At 53.2% G+C, this 24058-nt stretch carries 35 protein-coding genes and 1 pseudogene; 35 read left to right on the top strand and 1 reads right to left on the bottom strand.

Going from position 1 to position 24058, the window contains the following annotated elements:
• Positions 1-18: 18 nt before the first annotated feature.
• Entirely contained in the window at positions 19-321 is a 303-nt protein-coding gene (locus N6P30_RS19625) for a hypothetical protein (protein WP_109862681.1), read from the top strand.
• On the opposite strand, the gene N6P30_RS19620 is transcribed toward N6P30_RS19625, so the two are convergent.
• Complete coding sequence (locus N6P30_RS19620) at positions 277-546, bottom strand: hypothetical protein (RefSeq protein WP_044712151.1); 270 nt, start codon at positions 544-546, stop codon at positions 277-279. The genes N6P30_RS19625 and N6P30_RS19620 overlap by 45 nt on opposite strands.
• Before the next feature lie 67 nt (positions 547-613).
• Here N6P30_RS19620 and N6P30_RS19615 point away from each other — a divergent pair, with 67 nt between their 5' ends.
• From N6P30_RS19615 to N6P30_RS19450, 34 genes and pseudogenes are all read left to right on the top strand, one after another.
• Positions 614-1141 (top strand): gp16 family protein, encoded by a 528-nt coding sequence (locus N6P30_RS19615; RefSeq protein WP_109862680.1) that lies wholly within the window; start codon positions 614-616, stop codon positions 1139-1141.
• Complete coding sequence (locus N6P30_RS19610) at positions 1138-1548, top strand: Mor transcription activator family protein (RefSeq protein WP_109862679.1); 411 nt, start codon at positions 1138-1140, stop codon at positions 1546-1548. The genes N6P30_RS19615 and N6P30_RS19610 overlap by 4 nt, the downstream gene beginning before the upstream one ends.
• 3 nt (positions 1549-1551) lie before the next feature.
• Complete coding sequence (locus N6P30_RS19605) at positions 1552-2061, top strand: hypothetical protein (RefSeq protein WP_109862678.1); 510 nt, start codon at positions 1552-1554, stop codon at positions 2059-2061.
• Between the two features lie 110 nt (positions 2062-2171).
• Complete coding sequence (locus tag N6P30_RS19600; RefSeq protein ID WP_109862677.1) at positions 2172-2762, top strand: glycoside hydrolase family 108 protein; 591 nt, start codon at positions 2172-2174, stop codon at positions 2760-2762.
• A gap of 1 nt (position 2763) precedes the next feature.
• The gene (locus N6P30_RS19595) at positions 2764-2982 is read left to right on the top strand and encodes a hypothetical protein (RefSeq protein ID WP_058587178.1); all 219 of its coding nucleotides are present in this window, start codon (positions 2764-2766) and stop codon (positions 2980-2982) included.
• Entirely contained in the window at positions 2975-3382 is a 408-nt protein-coding gene (locus N6P30_RS19590) for a hypothetical protein (protein WP_023277380.1), read from the top strand. The genes N6P30_RS19595 and N6P30_RS19590 overlap by 8 nt, the downstream gene beginning before the upstream one ends.
• Positions 3370-3978, top strand: coding sequence for a hypothetical protein (locus tag N6P30_RS19585; protein WP_109862676.1), 609 nt, complete (start codon positions 3370-3372; stop codon positions 3976-3978). The genes N6P30_RS19590 and N6P30_RS19585 overlap by 13 nt, the downstream gene beginning before the upstream one ends.
• Positions 3975-4181 carry a TraR/DksA family transcriptional regulator gene (locus tag N6P30_RS19580; protein WP_044712129.1) on the top strand — a complete coding sequence of 69 codons (207 nt, stop codon included), beginning with the start codon at positions 3975-3977 and terminating at the stop codon, positions 4179-4181. Before N6P30_RS19585 ends, N6P30_RS19580 begins: the two co-directional genes overlap by 4 nt.
• Entirely contained in the window at positions 4182-4487 is a 306-nt protein-coding gene (locus tag N6P30_RS19575; RefSeq protein ID WP_016239613.1) for a DUF2730 family protein, read from the top strand. It begins immediately after the preceding gene.
• A gap of 12 nt (positions 4488-4499) precedes the next feature.
• Positions 4500-4787, top strand: a complete 288-nt coding sequence (locus N6P30_RS19570; protein WP_016239612.1) for a hypothetical protein — start codon at positions 4500-4502, stop codon at positions 4785-4787.
• Between the two features lie 26 nt (positions 4788-4813).
• On the top strand, positions 4814-5164 hold the full coding sequence (locus tag N6P30_RS19565) for a hypothetical protein (protein WP_227009982.1): 351 nt from the start codon (positions 4814-4816) through the stop codon (positions 5162-5164).
• Positions 5157-5435 carry a hypothetical protein gene (locus N6P30_RS19560; protein WP_109862674.1) on the top strand — a complete coding sequence of 93 codons (279 nt, stop codon included), beginning with the start codon at positions 5157-5159 and terminating at the stop codon, positions 5433-5435. The genes N6P30_RS19565 and N6P30_RS19560 overlap by 8 nt, the downstream gene beginning before the upstream one ends.
• Positions 5425-6003, top strand: coding sequence for a DUF3486 family protein (locus tag N6P30_RS19555; RefSeq protein ID WP_016239609.1), 579 nt, complete (start codon positions 5425-5427; stop codon positions 6001-6003). The genes N6P30_RS19560 and N6P30_RS19555 overlap by 11 nt, the downstream gene beginning before the upstream one ends.
• A complete protein-coding gene (locus N6P30_RS19550; RefSeq protein WP_109862673.1) occupies positions 6000-7583 on the top strand; it encodes a terminase large subunit domain-containing protein in 1584 nt (527 codons plus the stop codon). Before N6P30_RS19555 ends, N6P30_RS19550 begins: the two co-directional genes overlap by 4 nt.
• Positions 7583-9163, top strand: a complete 1581-nt coding sequence (locus tag N6P30_RS19545; RefSeq protein ID WP_109862672.1) for a DUF935 domain-containing protein — start codon at positions 7583-7585, stop codon at positions 9161-9163. Before N6P30_RS19550 ends, N6P30_RS19545 begins: the two co-directional genes overlap by 1 nt.
• Positions 9156-9950 carry a phage minor head protein gene (locus N6P30_RS19540; protein ID WP_109862671.1) on the top strand — a complete coding sequence of 265 codons (795 nt, stop codon included), beginning with the start codon at positions 9156-9158 and terminating at the stop codon, positions 9948-9950. Before N6P30_RS19545 ends, N6P30_RS19540 begins: the two co-directional genes overlap by 8 nt.
• Positions 9951-10153: 203 nt before the next feature.
• Positions 10154-11110, top strand: a complete 957-nt coding sequence (locus N6P30_RS19535) for a phage protease (RefSeq protein ID WP_109862670.1) — start codon at positions 10154-10156, stop codon at positions 11108-11110.
• Positions 11111-11113: 3 nt separating this feature from the next.
• Positions 11114-12007 (top strand): Mu-like prophage major head subunit gpT family protein, encoded by an 894-nt coding sequence (locus tag N6P30_RS19530; protein ID WP_109862669.1) that lies wholly within the window; start codon positions 11114-11116, stop codon positions 12005-12007.
• Between the two features lie 83 nt (positions 12008-12090).
• Entirely contained in the window at positions 12091-12684 is a 594-nt protein-coding gene (locus tag N6P30_RS19525; protein ID WP_109862668.1) for a hypothetical protein, read from the top strand.
• On the top strand, positions 12684-13124 hold the full coding sequence (locus N6P30_RS19520) for a gp436 family protein (protein ID WP_058587163.1): 441 nt from the start codon (positions 12684-12686) through the stop codon (positions 13122-13124). Before N6P30_RS19525 ends, N6P30_RS19520 begins: the two co-directional genes overlap by 1 nt.
• Positions 13124-13666: a phage virion morphogenesis protein gene (locus N6P30_RS19515; protein WP_044712108.1), complete on the top strand. Its 543-nt coding sequence runs from the start codon at positions 13124-13126 to the stop codon at positions 13664-13666. Before N6P30_RS19520 ends, N6P30_RS19515 begins: the two co-directional genes overlap by 1 nt.
• The gene (locus tag N6P30_RS19510) at positions 13663-14286 is read left to right on the top strand and encodes a hypothetical protein (protein ID WP_109862667.1); all 624 of its coding nucleotides are present in this window, start codon (positions 13663-13665) and stop codon (positions 14284-14286) included. Before N6P30_RS19515 ends, N6P30_RS19510 begins: the two co-directional genes overlap by 4 nt.
• On the top strand, positions 14267-14455 hold the full coding sequence (locus tag N6P30_RS19505) for a DUF2635 domain-containing protein (RefSeq protein ID WP_044712104.1): 189 nt from the start codon (positions 14267-14269) through the stop codon (positions 14453-14455). Before N6P30_RS19510 ends, N6P30_RS19505 begins: the two co-directional genes overlap by 20 nt.
• Positions 14455-15933: a phage tail sheath subtilisin-like domain-containing protein gene (locus tag N6P30_RS19500; RefSeq protein ID WP_109862666.1), complete on the top strand. Its 1479-nt coding sequence runs from the start codon at positions 14455-14457 to the stop codon at positions 15931-15933. Before N6P30_RS19505 ends, N6P30_RS19500 begins: the two co-directional genes overlap by 1 nt.
• Positions 15934-15942: 9 nt before the next feature.
• Complete coding sequence (locus N6P30_RS19495; protein ID WP_016239597.1) at positions 15943-16299, top strand: phage tail tube protein; 357 nt, start codon at positions 15943-15945, stop codon at positions 16297-16299.
• Positions 16300-16302: 3 nt separating this feature from the next.
• A complete protein-coding gene (locus N6P30_RS19490; RefSeq protein ID WP_109862665.1) occupies positions 16303-16698 on the top strand; it encodes a phage tail assembly protein in 396 nt (131 codons plus the stop codon).
• 86 nt (positions 16699-16784) lie between these two features.
• Positions 16785-18707, top strand: a complete 1923-nt coding sequence (locus N6P30_RS19485; protein WP_109862664.1) for a phage tail tape measure protein — start codon at positions 16785-16787, stop codon at positions 18705-18707.
• Complete coding sequence (locus N6P30_RS19480) at positions 18707-20038, top strand: DNA circularization protein (RefSeq protein ID WP_109862663.1); 1332 nt, start codon at positions 18707-18709, stop codon at positions 20036-20038. The genes N6P30_RS19485 and N6P30_RS19480 overlap by 1 nt, the downstream gene beginning before the upstream one ends.
• Positions 20038-21129, top strand: coding sequence for a phage baseplate assembly protein (locus N6P30_RS19475; protein ID WP_109862662.1), 1092 nt, complete (start codon positions 20038-20040; stop codon positions 21127-21129). Before N6P30_RS19480 ends, N6P30_RS19475 begins: the two co-directional genes overlap by 1 nt.
• Positions 21120-21662 (top strand): phage baseplate assembly protein V, encoded by a 543-nt coding sequence (locus tag N6P30_RS19470; protein ID WP_086538984.1) that lies wholly within the window; start codon positions 21120-21122, stop codon positions 21660-21662. The genes N6P30_RS19475 and N6P30_RS19470 overlap by 10 nt, the downstream gene beginning before the upstream one ends.
• Positions 21659-22111 (top strand): phage GP46 family protein, encoded by a 453-nt coding sequence (locus N6P30_RS19465; RefSeq protein WP_109862661.1) that lies wholly within the window; start codon positions 21659-21661, stop codon positions 22109-22111. The genes N6P30_RS19470 and N6P30_RS19465 overlap by 4 nt, the downstream gene beginning before the upstream one ends.
• Positions 22101-23177 (top strand): baseplate J/gp47 family protein, encoded by a 1077-nt coding sequence (locus N6P30_RS19460; protein ID WP_086538982.1) that lies wholly within the window; start codon positions 22101-22103, stop codon positions 23175-23177. The genes N6P30_RS19465 and N6P30_RS19460 overlap by 11 nt, the downstream gene beginning before the upstream one ends.
• The gene (locus N6P30_RS19455; protein ID WP_109862660.1) at positions 23162-23752 is read left to right on the top strand and encodes a putative phage tail protein; all 591 of its coding nucleotides are present in this window, start codon (positions 23162-23164) and stop codon (positions 23750-23752) included. The genes N6P30_RS19460 and N6P30_RS19455 overlap by 16 nt, the downstream gene beginning before the upstream one ends.
• Positions 23752-24058, top strand: a pseudogene (locus N6P30_RS19450) (integrase); the annotation flags it as partial. The gene N6P30_RS19455 and the pseudogene N6P30_RS19450, both read left to right, overlap by 1 nt.

The raw sequence follows: 24058 nt of genomic DNA, 5'->3' as shown, positions 1-24058 counted from the left end.
TAGCCTGGAGAGGAAAAGATGAACAATTATCAATATAAAGATGTGGACGAGGCTCTGAGAGCAGCAGGAATGCTGGAAAGGATTAGAACCATTGTCTCAACAGCAATAGAAAACGGCTGGTCAGTCAGTGACGCGCTGAAAACTATTCAGCGTGAAATTGCGCTGATAACAGACGAATTTGATGCGAAGAAAAACAAAGCTCACGACGACATGGTGAGGCGTGAGCTTGGCCTGGATTCATCTGCGGTTATACACCCGGAGGATTATCTGCGGACGTTATTCAGAATCGTGGCGTTGGGTGGTCGGAGGAAAGGGTCTTGAATCCCATAACTTATTGAATAGTGTCTCGATGAACTCCCCCGCATCACTGCCGGTTCGTTCATCTTTGTAGCATTCACGCAGAGAATAAGCAGTACGTGTACGGGCAATAATGTCATTAGCATCCCGCATGTCGATAACGCCTTTTTCGACGAGCTTAATCAACAGATTACCTGTGAGAATAAAGGCTGCGATATCAAAGTTCTTGTCGGTCGGTGCACCGGACATAAGTTGCTCCTTAGGTTGTAATAAATATGGCGGCTCACTTAAGCCGCCTTTAACCGGAGGTACGATCATGAATCGCACATCCCTGATTAAGTTAATCCATGTTGCCCGTCGCAAGCTACAACTGGACGATGACACCTACCGTTCAGTGCTTCATCGCGTAACGGGAAAGCAAAGTTGTCGTGATCTGAAGGTCGGTCAACTGGAGGATGTACTGAAGGTACTGGAGGATAAGGGGTTCAGACGTACCCGCCCCCGTTCTCCGGCTCGCCGTCATCGTGAAACAGATATCACCGCAAAGGTCCGCAGTATCTGGCGGCAGATGCATCTTGATGGGTTTATTCGTGATGGCAGCGATACCGCACTGGATACGTTCGTCGCGAAGATGACTGTCAGAACCAACAAAGGTAAAGGTATCGCCAGCCTGGCATGGTGCCGTGGCGATAATCTTCTGATGGTGCTGGAAAGCCTCAAGCAATGGCATCTGAGAGAAATGACAGAGGCGCTGAGTCCGCGAGACCTGGCATTTCAGGAGCATCGGGGTTATGACGCCATCAACAGACTGTATTCCAGTAAAGTAAGAAAGGTGCGCACATGAGCGAAAAGCAGAATGACCTGTTTGGTGATATCCAGGATGACAGCATTCTGGATCACCTGGACGATGACAGTTCGGCGGAAACTGTGCGTTTTCCTGCACTGCTGACAGAACTGAATACGCTGTTGCGTGGCGAACTGACAAAGCATGGCGTTGACCCTCGAATCTCTCTGGAGCTGGTCTATGCGATTAGCTGTCAGATAGGTGGAATGCAGATTTATTTTCCACGCGGCCAGACTCTTGAGTCATTGATTCGTGATATGAAAATCTGGCGTGATTTCAATGGCAGAAACATCACAGAGTTGGTTGAGCGTTACCGTGTTACCTATAAAACGGTGTATAAAGCCATCAGACGCATGCGTAAACTAGAGCACCGCAAGCATCAACTGGATTTATTTGGCAGGGAGTAACATATGAAATTTACTGATGCATTAATACTGGCCGTTATTTTAGTTGGGGGGTATCACTATTTTTTCGATAAAGATGAACTAACAGGTAATGAAAAGCTTATTTCTCAATTTGATAAAATGGGTGTTCTGAAAAAAACAGAATGGAAAAAAGGAGCCATAGTTGATGGTGTTCAGGTTTATACAGCAACAACTGAAGATGCCACTGTAAGTACCGTTTGGGCATTAGGTACAGATGCAGTTACAGCAATGGTGTTTTCAAGTGGTAAAGATATTGACGGTGAATCACTGGCTGCTGTTAATCAATGTGTAAAACTCGTAGAGGGGGTGACGGGAAAGAAAGACTCAGAAAACTCAATCAATCAAGTTGCTGAGATTTTTACAAAAGCGACGGCAAACAGAAGAGAAGACGATTCTTATTCAGCATCAGGTTTTACATCTGGAATGGAATTACGAGCCACTATTCGAAAAGTTATGGAGTCAGTTACTTACTCCTGCGATTTACGAAAAGCATAGTGAGTGAATTCGCTAGTTATATCCATTGAATGAAGCCGGTTAATCCGGCTTTTTTTTCGTCCGGCACATGATGGAAGGGAAATCTAACCCACTTCCAAAGGTGCCGTTTTATGAACAACACCCCCGATTCTCCCGCATTTCGCAATGCTCTTGCTTTCGTGCTCAGCGCAGAACGCGGATATGTCAACGACCCCACTGACCGTGGCGGTGAAACCAACTTCGGTATATCAGATAAACGCGACGGTGTTGCCGATGGCATGACCGACGTCAATGGCGATGGCAAGCCTGATACCCGTATTCGTGATTTAACGGTTGAACAGGCCGGCCAGATTTACTTCCGTGACTACTGGTATCCGGCATATTGCCAGTTTTGGCCGGATGATATCGCCCTGTTTGTCTTTGACTCTGCCGTCCAGCATGGCGTCAAAAAGGCTGTCCAGTTGCTTCAGGAAGCTGCCGGTTTCACCGGCAAGAGCGTTGACGGCCTTGCCGGTAAAAACACCCGCGCAGCCGTTGAGTGTGCTGACCCTGACTGGCTGCTGAACCGTTTGTTTCTGCGACGTTCCCGCTATTACGCCGACATCATCAAATCAAACCCTTCACAGGGCAAGTTCCTCAACGGCTGGTTTAACCGCCTGGACAACCTCGCTGACGCCTGTCGTGAGATTTCCGGTGTGCGTTATTCGGTAGCCCGGAGCTGATATGGGCAAGGGATGGGACGCTTCGCTGAAACTGGGACGACGTGACCGACTGCGGCAGGAAGTTCTTCATCGTATGGCCGGTGGTCCCGTCCCTGTTCCGACAAGTTATGAAGGTCATGACGGGACGCACGGCAGCTACTACATGCGCGGCTGGTCATCCGTCGATATCAGAGACATCGTCTGGCAATGCCAGCGATACAAGGAAAAACACAATGTTTAAATCGTTTAGCTGTGACTGGTTAAAGCTGGCGCTGGTACAGGTTTTGCGCTCCGGATGGAGCATTGTCATTCTCGTCGGCCTGTCGCTGTTCATCTGTAGTTTCTCAGGCCGCCAGGCATTTATGGTCTGGTGGCTGGCGTTGTCCGGTGTGGTCCTGGTCGGGTTCAGCATCTTTCTTGGCAATCTGCCTTACAGGCTTCTTAAACCTGAAATGCATATCAGCCGGCATGCATGTTTCTGGTCGTGGGTTGTCTGGGGAGTTGGGTTCGTTCTTATCTGCCTGAGTCCACTTTATGCCAGCCCGCTGTACCTGCTTGTCCTTGAACCACTCGGCGCAGCCACAGGATTTCTGTTCTGTCAGTGGGTTGCACGTAAGGGGCTGCTTGTATGGATCCAGTAACCCTCACCACCATTGCCTCCGTTCTGATGAAGGCCGGACCGTCATTACTGCGTACCGTGGGAGGCTGGTTCGGTGGCGACACCGCCAGAACGGCAGATTCTGTGGCGGGGATCGTTGAGAACGTCAACAGCGTCATCAACCCGCAGGACCAGCAGCGGGTGCTTGAGCAGAAACTGGCGGCGCTGCCGCCAGAACAGTTCGTCCAGCTCCAGTCCCTGAAAGTCCAGATTGAGCAATTCCAGCTTGAGCGGGACAAAGCCGTACTGGCTGACCGTCAGGCTGCCCACCATGAACAGCAGGAAACCATCCGTAACGGGGACAACGCTACGGATGAATATGTCCGTCAGACCAGACCGCTGATGGCCCGGCTATCGCTCTACAGCTGCATTGCGTATGTGATGCTGATGTCTGTGGGTCAGCAGGCTGGCGCGGTATCCGGTGCTTTTGGTCATGCCTTCTCCATGCCATCACCGGACTGGGATATCGCACTCATGCTGGCGACACCGGCGCTTGGGTATCTCGGTTTTCGCACCCTTGACGGGTTCGCCCGGTACAGCAAATCAAGCAAACACAAAACGATGGCGGCGGGTAGATGACGGATGAACTGGACAAGGCCAGCGGCCTTGAGATGGCAGACCGTGAACGGGCATTAAATGCTCAGTTAAACAGGGTTAAAGAATCCCCTGACACGCCAGGCCACTGCAACGACTGTGGTGACGAAATTGACCCGAAACGACTGGCGGCCATGCCGGATGCCGTGACCTGTATTGACTGCCAGACACTCAGGGAGACGGCATAAATGGAATGGGAAACCGTAAGAAGTAACTGGGCTGTCATCTGGGCCGGACTGATGTCCGGTATCAATATTATCCACCTGCTGCTGGTGAAAACCTATGCCCGCCGGGAAGAGATGGAGAAAGTTAACAGCCGGATGAGTGCACTTGAAAAGGCCATCGACGGGATGCCGTCACGGCAGGAACTCCACCAGTTGCAACTGGATATGAGCAACCTGCGCGGCGAAATACGGGAGTTCTCCGGAATGCTCCGGCAGGCCACACGTATCAGCGATCTGTTGCTGGAAAACGAACTGAAGGAAAAAAATTAAGAGGCTATGAGCATGCAAGAAATCCTCAACAGCGACCAGCGTCTGGTCATTCTGCGCTCACTGGTGGAGTGCGGAGACAGTGCAAACGAATCCATTCTACAGACCTGCCTCCAGACCTACGGCCACCGGGTTTCCCGTGACACCGTCCGCACCCTCCTTGCGTGGCTACGTGAACAGGGACTCGTCACCCTGTCAGATGTCTCCGGGTGTTACGTCGCCGGCATCACAGGACGCGGTGAAGATGTGGCCTTTGGGCTGGCGACGGTCCCCGGCGTCAAAAAACCACGTGCGCGGGAGTGACGATGGAACGGGCCAGAATACTTCAAATGTTAATGACCTGCCGCCAGCAGGCGGAACAGTTGCGCCGCCTGTCAGGTCTGGCGGAGCGTCGGGAGTCCGGTGAAATCGGCATGTCAGCGAATGCGCTTTTTCAGGCCGCTGTGATCATTGATTCCCTTATCAGTGCAAATGAAAAAGCACTGGAAGGCATTGCCCGGCTGGACCGCTCTGAAACCCAGCTTATCGGAGAGCGCGATCAGGTTATCGCCGTACTGGACAGCATGTATGAGGCTGTAACCGGTGCCCCCCCGGAGTGGAGTAGCGCATTTGGTTTTACAGATGCAATTAACGATGTAACAGAGCGTATTTTTGAACTGGAGAACATCAGCCATGACTAAAGCCCTTAAGCCACTGAGCAGTAGCCAGCGCGACATCATCCGGAAAATGGCCGCCATTCTCGTCTGTGCGGAAATTGAAGTCAGAGCCATTGCACCGCAGTTTGAAAAATCGACGGGTAAAAAATACAACTCCGAATCCGCTGATTCGTATCTGAACACATTCCTCAACAGCAATCCGGAATACAAACGCGTCTGGAAGTTGCTGCTGAAAGACAAATCCAGCGTTGAACGTGACTTCCTTGACCGTATGAGGAGGGAGAATGGCAAGTGAACGCCAGACGCGCGGACGACCTTCAAAGATTGATTTGCTCCCGGATGCGGTCCGGGAGCAACTTCATCAGATGCTGCGCGACAAACGACATACCCAGGAAGAAATCCGCGAAGCGATTAACGAGTTGATCAACGAATATAACCTTCCGGAGGACATGCAAATCAGCCGTACCGGTCTGAACCGCTACGCAAGCCGCATGGAAACGATGGGGTCAAAGATTCGCGCTTCACGCGAGATGGCTGAAATATGGGCATCAAAACTTGGCTCAGCGCCGACGTCTGACGTCGGAAAATTACTGCTGGAGTTTGTCAAAACACTGGCCTTTGAAACCTCAATGGAAATGGCTGACAGCGATAAAACTGTCGAACCAAAAGCGCTGGGCCAGCTTGCGCTTGTCGCCCAGCGACTGGAAGCTGCTGCGATGGCAAGCCACAAACGCGAGAAAGAGATCCAGCAGGAGTTTGCGAAAAAAGCCGCTGCGGCCGCAGAGACCATAACCCGTTCAGCTGGTTTGTCGGCTGAGACTGCTGCCGATATCAAACGCCAGATTCTGGGGATTGCAGAATGACGACGATGACGCCGGACAGAACACTCACCAGTCAGTCCGCTGCGGCTATCCTGTCGGGCGAGTTCGACAAAAGCCAGCTACTGCTTCCCTACCAGAAGCGGTGGATTGCTGACGCCTCTCAACTGAAGATTGCCGAGAAGTCGCGTCGTACCGGTCTGACCTGGGCGGAAGCGGCTGACGCGGCCCTCAACGGCTCAATGTCGGTGGAGGCTGGCGGGTGTGACACGTTCTACGTCGGCACAACGAAAGACATGGCCCGTGAGTTTATTGATGCCTGTGCCATGTGGGCGAAAGCCTATGACCGCGCCGCGTCTGGCATTGGTGAAGAAGTGCTGAAGGATGAAGACAAAGACATCCTGGTCTATGTCATCCAGTTCGCCAGTGGCTACAAAATTAAGGCGCTGTCGTCTAACCCGTCGAACCTGCGTGGTATGCAGGGTAACGTCATCATTGACGAGGCCGCATTCCAGGCTGACCTTGCAGCGGTACTCAAGGCGGCGCTGGCGCTGACAATGTGGGGGAATAATGTTCGCCTTATTTCCACTCACAACGGTATTGATAACCTGTTTAACACCATCATCACCGACAGCCGGGCCGGGAAAAAACGCTACTCTGTCCATCACGTCGATATTGAAACGGCCATTGCAGAGGGGCTGTATCAGCGCATCTGTCAGGTTACAAAAAAAGTCTGGTCTGTGGAGGCCGAAGCGGAATGGCTGGCTAACCTGCTGAGCGACACGGCCACAGAGGAAGATGCCCGCGAGGAATACTACTGCGAGCCGAAGAACGGCGGTGGCGTCTATATCGCACGTTCCCTGCGCGAACGTGCGGCCAGAGGTCCGACCGTTGTCCTGCGCTTCACCGGTACGGCTGATTTTAACGCGATGCCGGACGGACTGCGCCGTGTGGACATGCAGGAATGGCTGGAGACGGTCGTACTACCCGAACTGGAGAAGCTGCCGCAGAACCTGCGCCACTGTCTGGGGGAGGACTTTGCGCGTAATGGTGACCTGACCGTGTTTGCACCGGTGACAGTCAACGATGACACGACGCGCAACGTCCCGTTCCTGGTGGAACTCAGCAATGTGCCATTTAAACAGCAGGAGCAGGCGCTGTTTTATATCTGTGACAGGCTTCCCCGCCGTGACGGCATCAAGCTCGATGCGCGGGGTAACGGTCAGTATCTGGCAGAACAGGCGGCGGAAAAATACGGTGATGAAGTTGAGCAGGTGCAACTTTCCGTCAAATACTACCGGGAGAACATGCCACGGTTCCGTGCGGCATTCGAAGACAATGAGCTGGTACTGCCAAAGCATGAAGATGTGATCACAGACCTCGGCGCAATTCAGCTTTATCGCGGCGTACCGGGCATTGATGATGCACGAACTACCGGCACCGATGGCCGCAAGCGTCACGGTGACTCTGCTATCGCTATTTTTCTCGGTTTCCTCGCCAGTCGCGAGGACTGCCGGCGTTATGAAGTCCACAAGTTAAAGAAACCTTCCCGCCCCGATGAGCGTAATGAACACCGTCAGGTCCGCATCACACGGGGTCTTAAAAATCAGCGGGGATTACTCTGATGTTTAAACAACTAACCGGACAACTAACCGGAGCCGTTCGCCGGCTGCTCAGTCCTGCCACGGGAGAAGTTGTCACCGTGAACAAGGATGAGCTGAAGCAGACGCAATCCGCAGCGGCGGTAATGAGTGTACGTTCCCCCTCGGCAGGTATCAGCGTTGCCAGTACGCTGAGTCCCGGCAGGCTTGCGGGGATCTTACGTAATGCAGCCGATGGTCATGCCCGTGATTTCTTCATTATGGCGGAGGAACTGGAGGAACGTGACCTCCACTACGCCAGCGTTTTACGTACACGCAAGCTGACGGTTTCCGGGATTGAACCTTCAGTGGAGGCCGGGAGCGATTCTCCGCGGGATGTGGAAATCGCAGATGATATCCGTAACCTCATGGCACAACCGCAGGTTCCCGAACTGCTGTTCGATTTGCTGGACGGGCTTGGTAAAGGCGTTGGTGTCTGCGAAATCCTCTGGAATACCAGCGCCACACTCTGGAAACCCCGCGATTATGAATGGGTAGATCCACGCTTTCTGAAACCTGACCGGGAAACGCTGCGTGATTTCAGACTACTGACGGACAGGAACCCCATCGATGGTGAGCCATTGTCACCGGGGAAATTTATCGTCCATAAGCCCCGCCTGAAATCCGGCCTGCCCTTGCGTAACGGTCTGGCGCGTCTGGTGGCCGTCATGTATATGCTCAAGTCCTACACAGTCCGGGACTGGTGGGCGTTTGCTGAAAAATTTGGCATCCCGATTGTGGTGGGCAAGTACGGCAATAACGCCAGCCCGGAGCAAATCCAGACATTGCTGGATGCGATTGCATCACTGGCATCAGATGCCGGCTGCGCAATCCCCGATTCGATGAAACTGGAGATGCAGGAAGCGGCGAGCCGTAACAGCGGTGGCACTCTCTTTAAAGAGATGGCCGAATGGTGTGACGCGCAGATTAGTAAGGCCGTACTGGGGCAGACCATGACCACGGATGACGGCAGTTCACGTGCTCAGGCGGAAGTCCACAATGGTGTGCGTATGGACATCGCCAAATGGGATGCCTGGCAGTTATCCAACACGCTGTCTGAATTCCTTGTCCGTCCCTATGTGGATATGAATTACGGACCACAGGAGCATTACCCCCGCGTCGTTCTGCGCATCAGCAAACCGGAAGATCTTAAGGTTCTGGTGGATGCACTGTCGCCACTGATTGACCGGGGGATGGAAGTTCAGATGTCAGAGATCCGTGACAAATTCGGGCTTTCTGAACCGGAGAAAGGCGCAAAAATTCTGACACCAACGGCGCAAATGGCTAACCCACTACCGGCCATGAACCGTGAGCAGACCGCACTTAACCGCAGCCAACCTGACGTTCTTGATATGATGGTGGATGAGGCGATGAATGACTGGCAGCGTACCGGCGATGCGTTCACCAGTCCGGTGCTTGAGCTGGCAAAGAAATCTGACAGCTTTGAATCTTTTCTTGCTGGCCTGCCGGCGCTTCAGAAAGAACTTGATGCTGATGAGTTTGCGACGCAGCTGGCGATGCTCTGTTTTAAAGCCCGGTCGCTGGGAGATGTAAACGATGGCTAAGCCGGTCAGCGATAAATACAGCATTATTCCCCAGGAAGCACTGGCCTGGCTGAAGGCGAAAAAGCTGAAGCCGGGATTTGATTACCGCGATGTCTGGATGGAAGAACACAGCATCGGCTTTACTGTGGCAAAGATGACGCAGCTTGATTTGCTGGCGGACGTTCGCCAGCTCGTGGAGGACGCACTGGAGAGCGGCCAGACCTTTGAGCAATTTCGCGAGGTTCTTAAACCTATGCTGGTCAAACGTGGATGGTGGGGACAGCAACTGATGGATGACCCCCTGACCGGTGAAACCCGTACTGTCCAGCTCGGCAGTGACCGCAGGATGCGCGTTATCTATGACACTAATATGCGAACCGCCCGCGCGGCGGGACAATGGCAGCGTATTGAACGGACCCAACGGGCAATGCCTTATCTTGTCTACACCGTCGGCCCATCACGTGAGCACCGTGCGGAGCATCTGCGCTGGAAGGATGTCTGCCTGCCGGTGGATCATCCGTTCTGGCGAACACACATGGGGCCGAACGGCTGGGGCTGCAAATGCGGTACACGGCAAATCAGCCGGTATGAGTATGAGCAGATGAAGGTCAACGGCACTATCAACACGGAAGCCCCTGAAGTCCGTACGGTCAGGTGGGTTAACAAACGCACCGGCGAAGAAGAGACCATTCCGGAGGGGATTGATCCCGGCTGGGCGTACAACCCCGGAATCTCCCGCAGTCACGAGCTGGATGAACAGCTACGCAGAAAACAGGACGCGTTTGACAGTCATTCGCCACAAAGATAAAAACCATCCCACAACGCGCGTGGCGGCATTAACGATTATTACGTCATGACGGCACGTGAAAAAATCGTTAAACGCGCCACAGCGTTTTTAAACGTGTTTTAAACGCGGTTTCATGCCGCGTTTACAGTGAAGCCGGTTAATCCACCTGCATCCCCGTTTCCCCCCACACTGTCCGGAAGTAAACAACGTGACCGGACAACACCATGACCCCGAACAATACGGAACTGCTGGCGCTCTGCTTTCAGCTTCCTGACCTTACCGATGATGCATTGCCGGAATGGCTGCCGATGATACCGGCGGGAACCTTTACAGGGCGTGATGGCCGTTCATGGGTGAACAACAATCCTGAAGCCATCATTCGTGCCTCGATGGCTTATCCAAAGCTCCCGTTTGATATCGAGCACTCCACCGAACTGAAAGGCCCGAAAGGCGATGAAGCCCCGGCTTATGGCTGGATTGACGGCTATCGCGTCAGTGATGGCGTGGTGGAGGCGCACGTTGAATGGACTGATGACGGCGTGGCGCAGCTGCGCGGCAAGAAGTACCTCTATTACAGTCCGGCCTTTCGGTTCACTGCGGACGGTCAGGTCACCCGCCTGTCCAGCGCCGCGCTGACCAACAAACCCAACCTTGATTTACCCGCACTCAACTCTGAGGAAAACACGATGACCGTACCTGTCCAGATTGTGACAGTACTTGGCCTCGCGGCCACTGCCACAGCAGACGACGCAGTAAAAGCCATTCAGCAGATTAAGACCGCCGAGCAGGTGGCGCTTAACCGCGCTGAGAATCCTGACCTGACGAAATTCATTCCGGTAGAGACCCACCAGTTAGCACTTAACCGTGCGGAAAGTGCTGAAAGCAAACTCAATGAGATTGCCATCAAAGAATCAGAAGCTCTGGTGGACAGTGCCATCGAGTCGGGGAAAGTCGCACCGGCTAACCGCGAAATGTATCTCGCCACCTGCCGCTCTGAAGAAGGCCGCCAGCGATTCGCTGAATTCGTGAAAGCGGCACCGGTCATTGTCAGCAAGACCACGACGACCAAAAAAGAAAGCACCGAAGGTCACACCTCGCTTTCTGACGAAGACCTCGCGATGTGCCGCCATATGGGCATCAGCGAAGAAGAATTCCTTTCCGTTCGTAAGCAGGAGAAATAATTCATGCAGGTATCCGCAGAAGTATTGCATGCCCTGACCACCGCACTGAGCGCCGCCTTTACCAAAGGTGTTGGTCGGGTCAATCCGCAGTATCGATCCATCGCCACGGTCATCCCCAGTTCTGGCGCGTCTAACACTTATGGCTGGGTTGAAGACTTCCCGACCATCAAAGAATGGATCGGGGCGCGTCAACTGAAAGAACTGGCTCAGGCCGGGTATGTCATTACCAACAAGACCTGGGAAAACTCGGTCAAGGTTAAGCGCGAAAAAATCGAGGACGATCAGATTGGTCAGTATTCCGTGATTGCTGAGCAGCTTGGCCGCGATACCACGATTTTCCCGGACAAGCTGTCGTTTGAGTTGCTGTGCAAAGGCTTCGATACGCTGTGCTGGGACGGTCAGTATTTCTTCGATACCGATCACCCTGTTGGTGCATCCACCAAATCGAACGTTGTGGGCGACCCGGCGACCGATACAGGTGAGCCGTGGTTCCTGATTGATGCGACGCATGCGCTGCTGCCCATCATTTATCAGGAGCGCCGTCCGTTTAACTTCATCGCTCTTGATGATCTCACCAGCGAGCGCGTGTTCCTTCAGAACGAATTCGCCTACGGGACCGATGGCCGCAGTAACGTTGGTTTTGGTTTCTGGCAGACCTGTGTGGGATCAAAAGCCGCACTGAACAAAGCCAACTATGAAGCCGCCGTCTCCGCAATGATGGGTATCACGGACTCTAACGGCGAACCTCTGGGCATGAATCCGACATTGCTGGTCGTCGGTAAGAATAACCGTGGTGCGGCCAAGGCGCTGATTGAAGCAGTTACGGCTGATGGTGGCGGTTCAAACATCTATTACAAGGATGTTGATCTGCTGGTCTCACCTTACGTCAAAGCATGACGTCATTACGTAAAAAATCACGTAATGCCGGATTAAGGAGGGGTTAACCCTCCTTTAAACCCAACCTGAATGAGGTTTAAAAAGTGAGTGGAAAAGTTAATAAGTCAGCCGCTGGTAAGACCGGAACCACTTCGGAAAAGAAAGACGACAAAGCAACGAAGGATACGCCTGTCCCGGCGCAACCGGCACCGGTGGAACCAGTTATTACTGATGACAGTCAGGCATCACAACCGGCGGTTGCAGCTTCAGATGTCGCATCTGACCCGGAACCTGTACCCGGTGACAGTGGAATAACGGTTATCCCGGCCACAGTCAGTATTGTCACCATGCCGGGTGAGAACACGGGTGATGACCTGAGAAAACATCTCTGGCGGGAGACGCTGGCCCATGACCATTCAGAGGCTGTTCGCATTGCTGAAAATGTCGTTGTGCTGGAGGTCCGCGCCATTCCGGAAAATGGTTTTCACCGGGCAGGCCGATTCTGGCCGCACGATACGGTGCATGTGTTTGTCAGCGATAACCCTGATGAACAGATTCTGGAAGATGCCGGAGGTAAGCCGCTACAGGGTTGCGTGATCAGCACCGACACAGCCCTGCGTCTGAAGGCTGAAAAGATGCTGATTGTAACCGAACTGGCGACCATTGCCGGGACTGAAGCCGACGTGGAGAGCAAGTAATGGGCATCTACGTAACGCGCGAGGACCTGCTGGCAACCGATGGTGACCGCGTCTGGAACATGGCAATCAACAAAGAGACGCAGCAGCTTGACGAAGAAAAGATCCAGCGTGCGATTGATGACACTGATGCAGAAATTAATTCCTTTCTGGCAAAGCGTTATCAGTTGCCGCTGAACCTTCCGACCCTGCCGAGTCCGTTGCGCCGGGCGGCGGTTTCCATCGCGTTCTACTGGCTGTCTGAACGGGACCATCAGATCACCGATGAAATCCAGAAGCGTTACGACGAAGCCCTCCGCACCCTGCGTGAAATCGCCAACGGCACCCGTGACCTCGGTGTGCCGTCTGACACCCCGGTCCCTGAGACCGACACAGGAAAGCTGATCATCGTCAGTGAAAACCGTCGTCTGTTCACCCGTAACAACCTGAAAGGGGTGCTGTGATGGGAATTACTGTCGAGGTCAGAGGAGATCAAAAGCTTCAGGACATTCGCCGTGCGATTGAGCGACTGGCTGACCAGTCGCTGCAACAGGAGCTACTGGAGAGCATTGGCGCTGTGGTGGAGTCACAGACCCGCCGACGTATCTCCAGCGAGAAATCCAGTCCTGCCGGTGAGAAGTGGCAGGACTGGTCTGACAGCTACGCGAAAACCCGACACAGCAACCAGAGTCTGTTACAGGGCAACGGCGACCTGCTCGACAGTATCCAGTATGTGGTCAGCGGCTCTGTCGTTCGTGTGGGTACGCCGCTTGATTATGGCCGGACGCATAACGAGGGTTTTTCCGGCTCGGTGTCTGTGTCAGCCCATAAGCGCCTCATCTCACAGGCATTTGGTCGGGCGCTTAAACACGGGGTATGGCAAACCGTGGGGGCGCATAAACGTATGTTAAACATCCCGCAGCGTGAATTCCTCGGCCTGTCCTCCGGGAACAGTCAGGAACTGCTGCACGTCATCGGGGATTTCTGGAATGAGGTTCTGCAATGAGTGAGCGTCCGGCATTTGTCACCCTGGGCAGCACGGTCAGTGCCGCCGAGAATATTGTTAACTGGCTGAAAGCTGAACTTGAGGGTGAAAAACAACCAGACCGGGTTGAAAAGGTGGAACGTCACATCGGTCAGTTTAACACCCCGGAACAGGTCAAAAGCTATATGTCCGGGCGTGGCGGCAGTATCCGTATAGCAGCCTTGCGGGTCAGAAACATCCAGAACCGTCGCGGCATGACCGGCCTTGTGACCTGGGCGGCCTACATCATGATGGCTGATTTCTGGGGATACCCGCGCGATGCCCGCTGTGAGGTTATCGCCGGACGCCTTGCCCGTCGTATCAGTTGTCGTGAAGCGGCTGCGGGCATGAAGGCTGAGCGTATGGCTGAGAACATCGCCGCTGAAAACCTCTGGTCGGGTGGTCTGGACAATCTCGGGATCACCATGTGGGCCGTTACATGGGAACAGGAATTCCGTCTTGATGATGAGATAGACCTGTCCACGCTGCCGGAATTCCTGCGACTGGGGGCAACCATTGTGGTGAACGGACAGCCGGTAAGCGATGAGCCGCAAATCATAAACGTAAGAGAAGGACAGACTGATGACAAAGAAAATGATTAAGCCATCACGGGCGGGCCTGCTCGTTCGTAAGGCTGATGGCAGTCACCTTGCCGCTGATGGCGAGACACTGCCGGTCAATGCGTACTGGCTGCGCCGTGAAAAAGAAGGCGATGTGAATATCACTGAGCCACCGAAGTCCCGCACATCTAAAACCGATAAGGAGGCATGATGTCCATCGGTAATATTCCTGATGATATTCGTGTCCCGCTGGTCTGGATCGATATCGATAACTCTATGGCGATGAGTGCCGCGCCGGCACAGTCCCGAAAAATTCTGGTTGTGGGTCAGCAGCTCGCCAGCGCGACTGCTTTACCGTTGACGCTGAATCGTATTACTGGCGACAGCATGGCCGATGAACTCTATGGCCGTGGCTCCATGCTGGGTGAAATGGCAAAGATGGTCCGTAAGGCCAACAGCTACACCGAGATGTATGCGATGGGACTGGAGGATATTGCCCAGGGCGCCGCAGCGAGTGCCACAGTCACGATGCTCGGCACCGCCACTCAGGCCGGTACGCTGGCACTGATGATCAATGGCGTGTCTGTCCAGGTCGGGGTCAGCATCGGTGATGAAGCGGAAACCATTGCCGGCAATATCATCACTGCCATTACCGCAAAGCCTGCCACTCAGGTCACCGCCACAGCAAAAGCTGAGGCTGCTGCAACGGTAGTGCTGACCGTGAAGTGGAAAGGTGTCACGGGAAATGACAGCGATGTGCGCCTGAACTATTACGCCGGAGAAAAAACACCTGCCGGCATCAGTGCAACACTGACCGCATTTTCGGGTGGCACGGGGACGCCGGATATTCAGGCGGTTGTCGCTGCGCTGGGAGATGACTGGTACACGGATATCATCTTCCCATACCTCGATACCCAGAGCCTGAACACTATCCGTGACGAACTGCTGGAGCGCTGGGGACCGCTCAAAATGATGGAGGCTTTGCTGTGGTCTGCTTATCGCGGAACACATGCCCAGAGCGGTACATTCGGACATACCCGCAATGACTGGCTGATTTCCTGTATTGGCACCAACATCGCACCTGAACCGTCATGGTTATGGGCAGCCAGCTACGGCGCAACGGCGGCATACCAGCTTGCCATCGATCCGGCCCGTCCTCTCCAGACTCTGATCCTGAGCGGCATTAAGCCGCCCGCTCGCGGTATCCGCTGGGATATGCCGGAGCGTAACCTGCTGCTGCATGACGGTATCGCCACGCACTTTGTCGATGCCGGAGATAACGTCTGTATTGAGCGCGAAATCACCATGTACCGCGTTAACCGCTATGGCGATACTGACATTTCATACCTCGATGTGCAGTCGCCGGCAACGCTTGGCCGTATCCGCTATGTCATCAAAAACCGTTTCACCAGTCGCTACCCACGCCACAAGCTGGCGGGTGATGACGTGCTTGATTTGCTCGATGCCGGTCAGCCGGTCATGACGCCCAAAATCTGTCGGGCTGAGTTACTGGATATTGCGCTGACGGAGCTTATCCCGGCAGGTCTGGTGGAGGATTTCGAGGATTATAAAGACACGCTCGATGTCACTATCGACAGCAAAGATCCAAACCGTCTGAACTTTATCTGCCACCCGAACCTGGTGAATCAGTTGCGCGTTCTGGCCGGTCTCATCCAGTACAAACTTTAAGGAGCCAGCATGGCAAATATTCTGGGTATGGCGGCGATTCGTATTAATGGCCGTGAAATCAAAACTGAAGGCAAATCCACCCTGAATCCGGGAGGCTATGCCCGCCAGCAACACATGGGCGGCGGTAAAGTCTGGGGTAATTCCCGCAAGATGGCGGCCCCCTCCATCAAGCTGACCATTGCTGCGGATCGCGATGTCGATGTGATTGAAATCAGTAACTGGGAGGACGTGACCGTCATGTTCTACGGTGACAACGGCCTCAATTACATGATGACCGGCGCGGCCACCGATAACCCGGCAGAACTGGACGAAGACGCGGGGACGGTCTCGGCTAACTTCATCGGCGTCAAGTGCGTGAAGGTGTAAGACATGGCTGAAATGACATTCACTCTGGTACACGGTCTGCGTACCGGCAAAGGCACTACCGACGAAATGCTTCACAAGGATGTGACGCTTCGCGAGCTGACATCACGGGATGTTATCGAATCACAACTTGCCTCAGAGCGCGTCGTGCTTGGGGATAACGGCAAGGCGGTTGCCTACTGCTCTGAGGTCATGATGGGGCTGGAGATGATGCGCCGGCAGATTAAGAAGATTGGTGAAATCCCCGGCCCACTGGACATGAATCAAATTTATGCCCTGCATCCGGAAGATTTGAAGTTGCTGACAGAAAAGGGTCAGGCGATGGATGACATGCTGGGGGAGACTGCCGAACGGGGGCGACATGATGCCGATGGCAGCGGCGCTCAATCTACTGCTGATTAACCTCTCTCAGCGTTTCGATGTTAACCGGCTTGAGCAACTGCCCCTGCGGCAGTTGCTTATTCAGGTCAGGCAACTGAGGAAGCAATATGACAAACCGCCTAAGCACTGAAATTCTGATTAACCTTGCCGGGAACCTGACGGCCAAAGCCCGCCAGTACGGCGCTAACATGAGCGAGTTTGCCAGCCGTAACCAGAAAGCAATGTCAGTTGTGAAGGCTGCGTCCGAATCTGCCGGACGTGGTCTGGATATGCTCAGTAATCGCTATACAACGATGATTGCCGGCCTTGCCAGCGGCGCAGCGCTGAGGGATTTTGCTAAAACAGATCGACAATTAACCGGGCTGGGTATTGCTGCCGGTAAAACTCGTGATGAGATGCGCAATATCTTTGATGGCATTCAGGAAACAGCCATTAAATTCCGGGTCGATGACTCAGAGGTGTTGGCGGCGCTGGAGAATGTCAACAAAACGACCGGTGACCTGGATTTTGGTATTCAGAATAAGGACATGATTGCCGCCTCTATCGCTGCATCAGGTTCCGATGGCGAGGCAATTGGTGGATTGTTTGCAACTTTCCAGAAGTTTCAGACAAAGAATGCCAAAGAGAACCTTCAGGCAATGGATATTGCCAACAATTTAGGGAAAGAAGGTGCATTCGAACTTAAAGATGCTGCCGAGAAAGCAACCAGAGCGCTATCAATGTACGCAGCGGCTGGAGGAAAAGGCGTAGAAGGAATAAAACAGGGGTTGGTGGTCCTAAATTCCGCGAGGGATGCAACGGGAGATCGTGATACAGCCGCCACTGCGACTGAAAACCTGATTCGCGATCTGCAATTACCAAAGGTTGTTGACACTCTCAAGAAAAAAGCTGGGATTAACGTTTATGGCAACGACGGGAAAATGCGCTCGCTTTCAGTGCTCCTATCTGAAGTAGCGAAATCATCCGGTAGCAAAGGGGCGCAGGAGCAGAACAAAAGACTTCTGGAAGCCGGTTTTAACCAGGACAGTATTTTACTTATCAGCAGCGTCACCTCCGGTAAGGGTGCGGAAAACCTCAAGCGATACCAGTCAGTTGTCGGAGACGGTACAGGCATCATGCAAGATGCTGAATATGCGGCGAAAGATTTTACTTCGGCGCTGACCAGCCTGAATGTTACCTGGAAGAAATTTTCTAACAGCAATCTTGCCGGACCGGTACAGGAACTGGCTGATGCCATCAATTCAGTAGATCAAAAGACGGTTCAGAACTGGCTTGAAGTCGGCAAGAAAATTGCCATTGCGACTGCCGGAGTCATTGCAGCACGTAAAGCATTTAAAATCGGTAAAGGTGCATGGGATTTTCTCCAGCCAGAGAAAGGCGGAAAAGGTATCCCTAAAGGCGTCTCCGATGTTTTTGGTTCCGGAGTTATGCCCGTTTATGTTGTGAACATGGGCAAAGGTGGGATGGGTGGTCCTGGTGATTTAATCCCCGATGGACCTGATGGAAAAAATCCCCGGAAACCTAATAGCCCCAGACGTCTTGGCAGCCCACAGGGAATGGTCGGTCTGACCATGCTGGCGTCAACTATTCCATACCTTTATGAAGAACCATCACTGAGCAGTGACGACAAAGCTGGCATGGTTCAGTGGGCCAAGGATCGTGCCAAACGCAAAGCAAATGAGAAACCGTTTATTGACCCACGCCCGTGGGCATCAATGACACCGGCAACGCCGTTTATCCCTGCGTCTGAAAATCCCCCGGCAGACAGGTCGCGCCCTGAAACGAATGACAATTCTTTGTTTAGTGTCATCGTTGATTTTCTGCGTGGCACCAACGCCGCAATTGAAAACAAAAACGCGTTTGATAAGCCTGTTCAGCCACCTGCATTACCCACAACCCTACAGAAAATGCAGGGCGAAATCCGCGTGATCCTTGAGGGTGGCGGTGGCCGTGTTAAAAGCGTCACCATGAACCAGCCGGGTATCAAACTTAGTGCATCTGCTGGCGTGTCCAGCGTGGAGCAAGGCTGATGGCTGCTACCCGATGGGAAGACCTGCGCGATGCTTCGTTCCGGGGGGTCTCCTTCTATCTGGTCGATAACGAAGGCACCAGTGGCCGTCGGGCAATTCCCCGCGCCTACCCCAAAAAAGAAGTGGGCTGGACCGAAGATAACGGTGCCGTTCTGACCCAACAGCAAATCAACGGCAAGCTGATTGGAAAGAACTACCAGAGCCAACTGGAGGCACTTCTCCGGGCACTGAACACACCGGGACCCGGAGAACTTATCCATCCGTGGTTCGGCATTCAGAAGGTTCAGGTTGGCAAGGTGACGCACCGTCTGAGCACTGAGGAAGGCGGCATTGCCTACATCTCTTTTGAGGTATCTGAGGCGGGCGAACGCCTGTTTCCAGCACCGGCAGAAAATACCAGTCTGACGGTACTCAGCGCTGCGGATAAGGTCAAAGATGCGCTGGCGAATGGCGATGTCTTTGCCCTGCTTGATGGTCTTGGCGAAATGGCCGATACGTGGATGGACGACATGGAGAATCTGGTGGTGGGTGTGCTGACGCTGCCCTCCGCGATTACTGAATGGACTGACCGTCTCGGACGTTTTCGTGGGTTGATTGAGCTGGCTGTCGCGAAACCAGCCGGGTTTATCAATGATGTTGTGGACCTTGTCAGCGGTGTCCGTGAGACCGTGACTGAACCTCTGTGGTCGATGCGGGTTTATGATCAGCTCCGTAACCGATGGCAGGGAGATCAGTTTTCCGGTTCATCATCTTCGCCGTGGCCGTCACCAGTTTCGCCAACAAATACAAGTGACCGCGCGACAGCCGCAGCACTTCACCAGTTGCCCAAATATATGTCAGTCACACCAGGTTCAGTGACTGACGGAAAGTATGGTTTTGCCAGCAGTCTTCCGGACGTTGTCCCTGAGCTGACAGATGCCATGCAGGACAACATCACTCATTTCCGTCAGTTGATTGTCGTTGCCAGCCTAACTGGACAGGCAGAGACCGTTGCCAGCACCGAGTTCAGAAGCAGTGAGGAAGCCATAAGTGCAGGTGACACGCTGGCTGAGCAACTGAATGAACAGGCTGTGTACGCCGTAGAAAACGGTCAGCGGGATTTGTGGCATGCCCTGCGTGAGCTGCGCTTTGCCGTCGTCAATGACGTGCGGGTCAGGAGCGCTCAGCTACCACAGACACGAACGGTCATCCTGACCACAACGTCCCCAGTATCCCTTATTGCATGGCGTGAAACCGGTAATACCGAGAACCGTGACGCCATCGCCTCAAGGAACCGATTGAAAGACCCGGCGTTCATTCTTCCGGGTAAACCTGTCGAGGTAACAGATTGATGGAAATGGTTGTACTTGAGGTTGACGGCCAGCAGTGGGACGGATGGACCGAGATGTCTGTCACTTCCTCACTGGAGGCTGTTGCCGGGGAATTTGATCTGACTGTCACCACCCAGTGGTCAGAAGCTTCCCCACGCGTGATTAAGCAGGGCATGCCCTGCATCGTCAGGCTGGGAAAAGATACGGTTCTGACGGGGTATATTGATGATTTCATTCCCAGCTATGACGCAGAAAACATGAGTATTCGCGTTATGGGACGGGATAAAACCGGCGATCTCGTTGACAGCTCCGTGGTGCATAAATCCGGCCAGTGGAAAGGTGTTCGGCTGGAGCAACTGGCAACTGAAATCTGCAAACCCTATGGAATTAGTGTCATCAGTGAAACTGATACTGGCGAAATCTTTTCCAGCGTGGTCCTAGAACAGGGAGAGACAGCCTTCGATCTGCTGGACCGTCTGGCTAAACAACGCGGCGTTCTGCTGACTGCTGATGGTCTGGGTAATCTGGTCATCACACGGGCATCAACAAAACGTGCCGGCGTTCCTCTGATATTCGGAACCAATATTCTTGCAGCCCGTGGCCGGTTCAGCTGGCGTGAACGAAACAGCCAGTACATCGTGAAAGGCACCTCCAGTGCGGGTGGGAGTACGTGGGACGATCAGCCTGTCAAAGTGATTGGAGGACGTCAGACCATCGTTGATGATGGCGATATCAACCGTTACCGCCCGAAAATCCTGGTCAATGAAGACAGCCTGACCGTTGGCGGCGCAAGTACACGCGGTGAATGGTACAAAGCACGGATGATGGGCGAAGCCAACAGCACCGAAATTACACTGGCAGGCTGGCGCGAGAATGGCGATGAAGGCCCGTTATGGCAGAAAAACAGGCTCGTTGATATTGATGATCCGATACAGAACCTGAAGGACTCATGGCTGATTAAAACCGTCACATTTACTGAAGGTGATAACGGACGTCTCTGTGTTCTGACGCTGGTTCCCCCTGAGTCGATGGACATGCCTGAAACCAGTACGAAAAAAGCAGGCAAGAAAGGCAATAAATCTAAGGCAAAAACGGTGGCAACATGGGACTGAATCCGGCAAATATCGGTCGCACACTTGAAGGTATTGGACGCCGGCTGCGACTGCTCGTTGACAGGGCCGTTGTTCGTATCGTTACAGACAGTCTCGGGCGTCAGAATCTCCAGATCCAGTCTCTGGCTGATTCAACCAATGATGACGTTGAGCGTTTCCAGAACTACGGCCTGACGTCTGTGCCGCCAGTCGGTTCAGAAGCACTCGTTCTGGCTGTGGGGGGACGCCGGGAAGGTCTGGTGGCAATCGCTGTTGAAGACAAGCGCTGTCGTCCAAAAGGCCTGGAAAATGGAGAGGTCAGGTTATATCACGGCGATGGTCAGTCTTATATCACCCTGAAAAAAGGTGGTCTTATCGAAGTTAAAGGGAAATCGGTTAATTATGATGCCAGCGAATTGTTTGCGATAAATACAAAATTATTAAAAGTTAACGGCCCATCTGAATTTTCAAAGGATATTCAGGTCGCCGGAAAATCTGTTCTTGAGCATTTCCATATTGACGGGGATGGCAAAAAAACATCGGAGATGAAATGACAATTGGTATCAGCTGGAATAATCAGCTATCCAGAGGTGAACTGACCATTAACCATGATGGTTTATCGCGTGATGAAGGACTGGTCACTCTGGTTCTGATTTGTCTTTTCACCGACGTCCGTGCTGATACTGATGACATTATTCCTGATAGCTCATCGGACCCGCGAGGCTGGCCCGGCGACACCTTCAGTGATTACCCGTGGGGATCGAAACTCTGGTTGCTGGATCGCGAGAAACTGACGGAATCCGTCAGAATGCGGGTGGAAGATTATGCACTGCTTTCTATGCAACCGCTTTTACGGTCTGGTTACGCGCGTAATGCAGCAGTCACAGCCACGATAAGCGGCAATGACCGAATTAATTTTATTGTCATTCTAACCCGCCCGGATAAAACGACGCTCCGGATTGAAATAAGTAAACGCTGGGAGTCCACTGCTAATGCCTTATAACGTTCCCGCGCTGCGCAAGCTTATTACTGACGGCGAAAAAGATATTGCCTTTGAACTGGGGCTGCAAAAACTTCCGCCTGTAGGCGTTGAGAAAGCTCTAAATACCTCATTCAGCAATCAGGTTCGTGATTTATACGACCATCAGAGCTGGATTAAAGACCAGATTATTCCGTCCGTTAAATCTGATGATGAAACCATCATTGAGACTGCGGCCAGCGAAGGCGTCATCAGAAAACAGGCCACGTTTGCTACGGGACCGGCTGTATTTAAAGGGAATACACCTCTGCCGGATGATACGGAGATGCAAACCGCTACCGGTATTGTTTATGCCGTGACGACTTCCGGCGTTCCTGTAGATGGGGTCATGACTGTAACCATTCAGGCCAGCGATGCCGGCGCGTCAGGAAACCTTCCGGAAGGTGAAAGCCTGACCCTGATGTCCCCCGTTCCCGGCGTGGAGAGCATTGGTTTAACGGGAACGGGCGGCATCATCGGTGGTGCAGATATTGAGCCAGTTCCAGAATTGCTTGACCGGCTTTTATTCCGTAAACGCAATCCCCCTGTTGGTGGGGCTGTGCATGACTATGTCATCTGGGCACGAGAAATGGCTGGTGTCAGTCGGGCGTGGGCATTTGATGCCTGGCATGGCCCCTGCACAATCGGACTGGCATGGGTTTATGACGATCGTTCAGTGATTACCCCCGGATATCAGGACCGGAAAAATATGGAAGATTACCTTTTCCGTCATACCGACCCGGCGACTGGCGTATGGGTTGGTAAACCTGGAGGAATAGAAGTCTGGCCCGTGGAACTGGTGCTCCGTCCCGTCAATATGGTTATCGACATAACACCGGATACGTCTGCCACGCGTAAAGCTGTCCAGTCCCGCCTGTTGACGCTTCAGAAGACGCTACAACCAGGACAAACGTTACCCATTTCAGCGATTCGTACTGCTATCGGCACCGCATCTGGCGTGACGGATTACAAGCTGAATCTGACCGCTGACATTCCCTGTGCTCAGAATGAACTTATCACTATCGGAGTGCTGACATGGCCCACAGTGTAGATGAATGGCTGGGCGCTTTATGGCAGGTCATGCCACGTGGCAAAGCGTGGTCACGCGATGAGGATGGTGATTTAAACCTTTTTTTACGGGCGTTAGCCAGACGTTTAAGTCAGACGGAATTTGATGCAGAAAACCTGCTACCGGAGATGCGGCCAGAAACAACATTTATGCTGCTGGAAGAATGGGAGGAATACCTTGAACTGCCGGAGTGTGGGCAGTTAAGCGGTACTGTAGAAGACCGACGTCGTGCTGTCGTGGAGAAGTATCACCGCAAAGGTGGCCTTTCCCCGTGGCAGATTGAAGCGGTGGCTGCCGCGCTTGGATTTACTATCCGGGTAACTGTCATTCTGCCTCACCACTGCATGCGTAGCTGCATGTATCCCCTTTATCCAGCCCGTTATCGCTGGACGTTACAGATTGATGTGATCGGTATAAGCGGCGGACGTTTTACCTGTATCGATAACGTCATGACACCGCTTCTGAGTGAACGGGCAAGAGAACTGGAGTGTGTGCTGACAAAATACCGTCTCGGTGGCACAGCATACGAATATTTTTATTCTTCAGGAGATAACTGATGTATCACGTAGATAATTCGACCGGTGTTCCGGTTATGCCACAACCGTCTCCTGTCACCAGTGAGACAGAGCTTTTTTTTACCGAAGGTGGAAACGGTGTTCCCCCGACGTTCCCCGGTCCTGACTGGTTTAATATCATTCAAAGTGAGCTAATTAATATTCTCAGAGCTGCGGGGCTTGATCCTGACAAGATGGACAATACGCAGATTCTGGCCGCTCTCAAAAAGCTGTTTCTGAGTCGCTCCAATCCATTTGGCGACATTAAAGCAGATGGTGCGGCGGCAATCGCGACGGCTCTCTCAAACC

It is taken from the genome of Enterobacter sp. PL1, from assembly GCF_945957325.1.
Lineage (GTDB): Bacteria > Pseudomonadota > Gammaproteobacteria > Enterobacterales > Enterobacteriaceae > Enterobacter > Enterobacter roggenkampii.
The sequence above is the reverse complement of the archived record's forward strand: the minus strand, read 5'-3'. Positions and strand labels throughout refer to the sequence as shown.

Excerpts from the sequence above, each read along its gene's own strand:
- N6P30_RS19545 (WP_109862672.1), top strand. The coding sequence starts at position 7,583 with ATGTTTAAACAACTAACCGGACAACTAACCGGAGCCGTTCGCCGGCTG.
- N6P30_RS19500 (WP_109862666.1), top strand. The coding sequence starts at position 14,455 with ATGTCCATCGGTAATATTCCTGATGATATTCGTGTCCCGCTGGTCTGG.
- N6P30_RS19495 (WP_016239597.1), top strand. The coding sequence starts at position 15,943 with ATGGCAAATATTCTGGGTATGGCGGCGATTCGTATTAATGGCCGTGAA.
- N6P30_RS19480 (WP_109862663.1), top strand. The coding sequence starts at position 18,707 with ATGGCTGCTACCCGATGGGAAGACCTGCGCGATGCTTCGTTCCGGGGG.
- N6P30_RS19580 (WP_044712129.1), top strand. The coding sequence starts at position 3,975 with ATGACGGATGAACTGGACAAGGCCAGCGGCCTTGAGATGGCAGACCGT.
- N6P30_RS19475 (WP_109862662.1), top strand. The coding sequence starts at position 20,038 with ATGGAAATGGTTGTACTTGAGGTTGACGGCCAGCAGTGGGACGGATGG.
- N6P30_RS19620 (WP_044712151.1), bottom strand. The coding sequence starts at position 546 with ATGTCCGGTGCACCGACCGACAAGAACTTTGATATCGCAGCCTTTATT.
- N6P30_RS19530 (WP_109862669.1), top strand. The coding sequence starts at position 11,114 with ATGCAGGTATCCGCAGAAGTATTGCATGCCCTGACCACCGCACTGAGC.
- N6P30_RS19570 (WP_016239612.1), top strand. The coding sequence starts at position 4,500 with ATGCAAGAAATCCTCAACAGCGACCAGCGTCTGGTCATTCTGCGCTCA.
- N6P30_RS19575 (WP_016239613.1), top strand. The coding sequence starts at position 4,182 with ATGGAATGGGAAACCGTAAGAAGTAACTGGGCTGTCATCTGGGCCGGA.
- N6P30_RS19470 (WP_086538984.1), top strand. The coding sequence starts at position 21,120 with ATGGGACTGAATCCGGCAAATATCGGTCGCACACTTGAAGGTATTGGA.
- N6P30_RS19490 (WP_109862665.1), top strand. The coding sequence starts at position 16,303 with ATGGCTGAAATGACATTCACTCTGGTACACGGTCTGCGTACCGGCAAA.
- N6P30_RS19465 (WP_109862661.1), top strand. The coding sequence starts at position 21,659 with ATGACAATTGGTATCAGCTGGAATAATCAGCTATCCAGAGGTGAACTG.
- N6P30_RS19535 (WP_109862670.1), top strand. The coding sequence starts at position 10,154 with ATGACCCCGAACAATACGGAACTGCTGGCGCTCTGCTTTCAGCTTCCT.
- N6P30_RS19625 (WP_109862681.1), top strand. The coding sequence starts at position 19 with ATGAACAATTATCAATATAAAGATGTGGACGAGGCTCTGAGAGCAGCA.
- N6P30_RS19565 (WP_227009982.1), top strand. The coding sequence starts at position 4,814 with ATGTTAATGACCTGCCGCCAGCAGGCGGAACAGTTGCGCCGCCTGTCA.
- N6P30_RS19485 (WP_109862664.1), top strand. The coding sequence starts at position 16,785 with ATGACAAACCGCCTAAGCACTGAAATTCTGATTAACCTTGCCGGGAAC.
- N6P30_RS19585 (WP_109862676.1), top strand. The coding sequence starts at position 3,370 with ATGGATCCAGTAACCCTCACCACCATTGCCTCCGTTCTGATGAAGGCC.
- N6P30_RS19590 (WP_023277380.1), top strand. The coding sequence starts at position 2,975 with ATGTTTAAATCGTTTAGCTGTGACTGGTTAAAGCTGGCGCTGGTACAG.
- N6P30_RS19605 (WP_109862678.1), top strand. The coding sequence starts at position 1,552 with ATGAAATTTACTGATGCATTAATACTGGCCGTTATTTTAGTTGGGGGG.
- N6P30_RS19505 (WP_044712104.1), top strand. The coding sequence starts at position 14,267 with ATGACAAAGAAAATGATTAAGCCATCACGGGCGGGCCTGCTCGTTCGT.
- N6P30_RS19540 (WP_109862671.1), top strand. The coding sequence starts at position 9,156 with ATGGCTAAGCCGGTCAGCGATAAATACAGCATTATTCCCCAGGAAGCA.
- N6P30_RS19595 (WP_058587178.1), top strand. The coding sequence starts at position 2,764 with ATGGGCAAGGGATGGGACGCTTCGCTGAAACTGGGACGACGTGACCGA.
- N6P30_RS19615 (WP_109862680.1), top strand. The coding sequence starts at position 614 with ATGAATCGCACATCCCTGATTAAGTTAATCCATGTTGCCCGTCGCAAG.
- N6P30_RS19460 (WP_086538982.1), top strand. The coding sequence starts at position 22,101 with ATGCCTTATAACGTTCCCGCGCTGCGCAAGCTTATTACTGACGGCGAA.
- N6P30_RS19550 (WP_109862673.1), top strand. The coding sequence starts at position 6,000 with ATGACGACGATGACGCCGGACAGAACACTCACCAGTCAGTCCGCTGCG.
- N6P30_RS19510 (WP_109862667.1), top strand. The coding sequence starts at position 13,663 with ATGAGTGAGCGTCCGGCATTTGTCACCCTGGGCAGCACGGTCAGTGCC.
- N6P30_RS19600 (WP_109862677.1), top strand. The coding sequence starts at position 2,172 with ATGAACAACACCCCCGATTCTCCCGCATTTCGCAATGCTCTTGCTTTC.
- N6P30_RS19515 (WP_044712108.1), top strand. The coding sequence starts at position 13,124 with ATGGGAATTACTGTCGAGGTCAGAGGAGATCAAAAGCTTCAGGACATT.
- N6P30_RS19455 (WP_109862660.1), top strand. The coding sequence starts at position 23,162 with ATGGCCCACAGTGTAGATGAATGGCTGGGCGCTTTATGGCAGGTCATG.
- N6P30_RS19555 (WP_016239609.1), top strand. The coding sequence starts at position 5,425 with ATGGCAAGTGAACGCCAGACGCGCGGACGACCTTCAAAGATTGATTTG.
- N6P30_RS19520 (WP_058587163.1), top strand. The coding sequence starts at position 12,684 with ATGGGCATCTACGTAACGCGCGAGGACCTGCTGGCAACCGATGGTGAC.
- N6P30_RS19610 (WP_109862679.1), top strand. The coding sequence starts at position 1,138 with ATGAGCGAAAAGCAGAATGACCTGTTTGGTGATATCCAGGATGACAGC.
- N6P30_RS19560 (WP_109862674.1), top strand. The coding sequence starts at position 5,157 with ATGACTAAAGCCCTTAAGCCACTGAGCAGTAGCCAGCGCGACATCATC.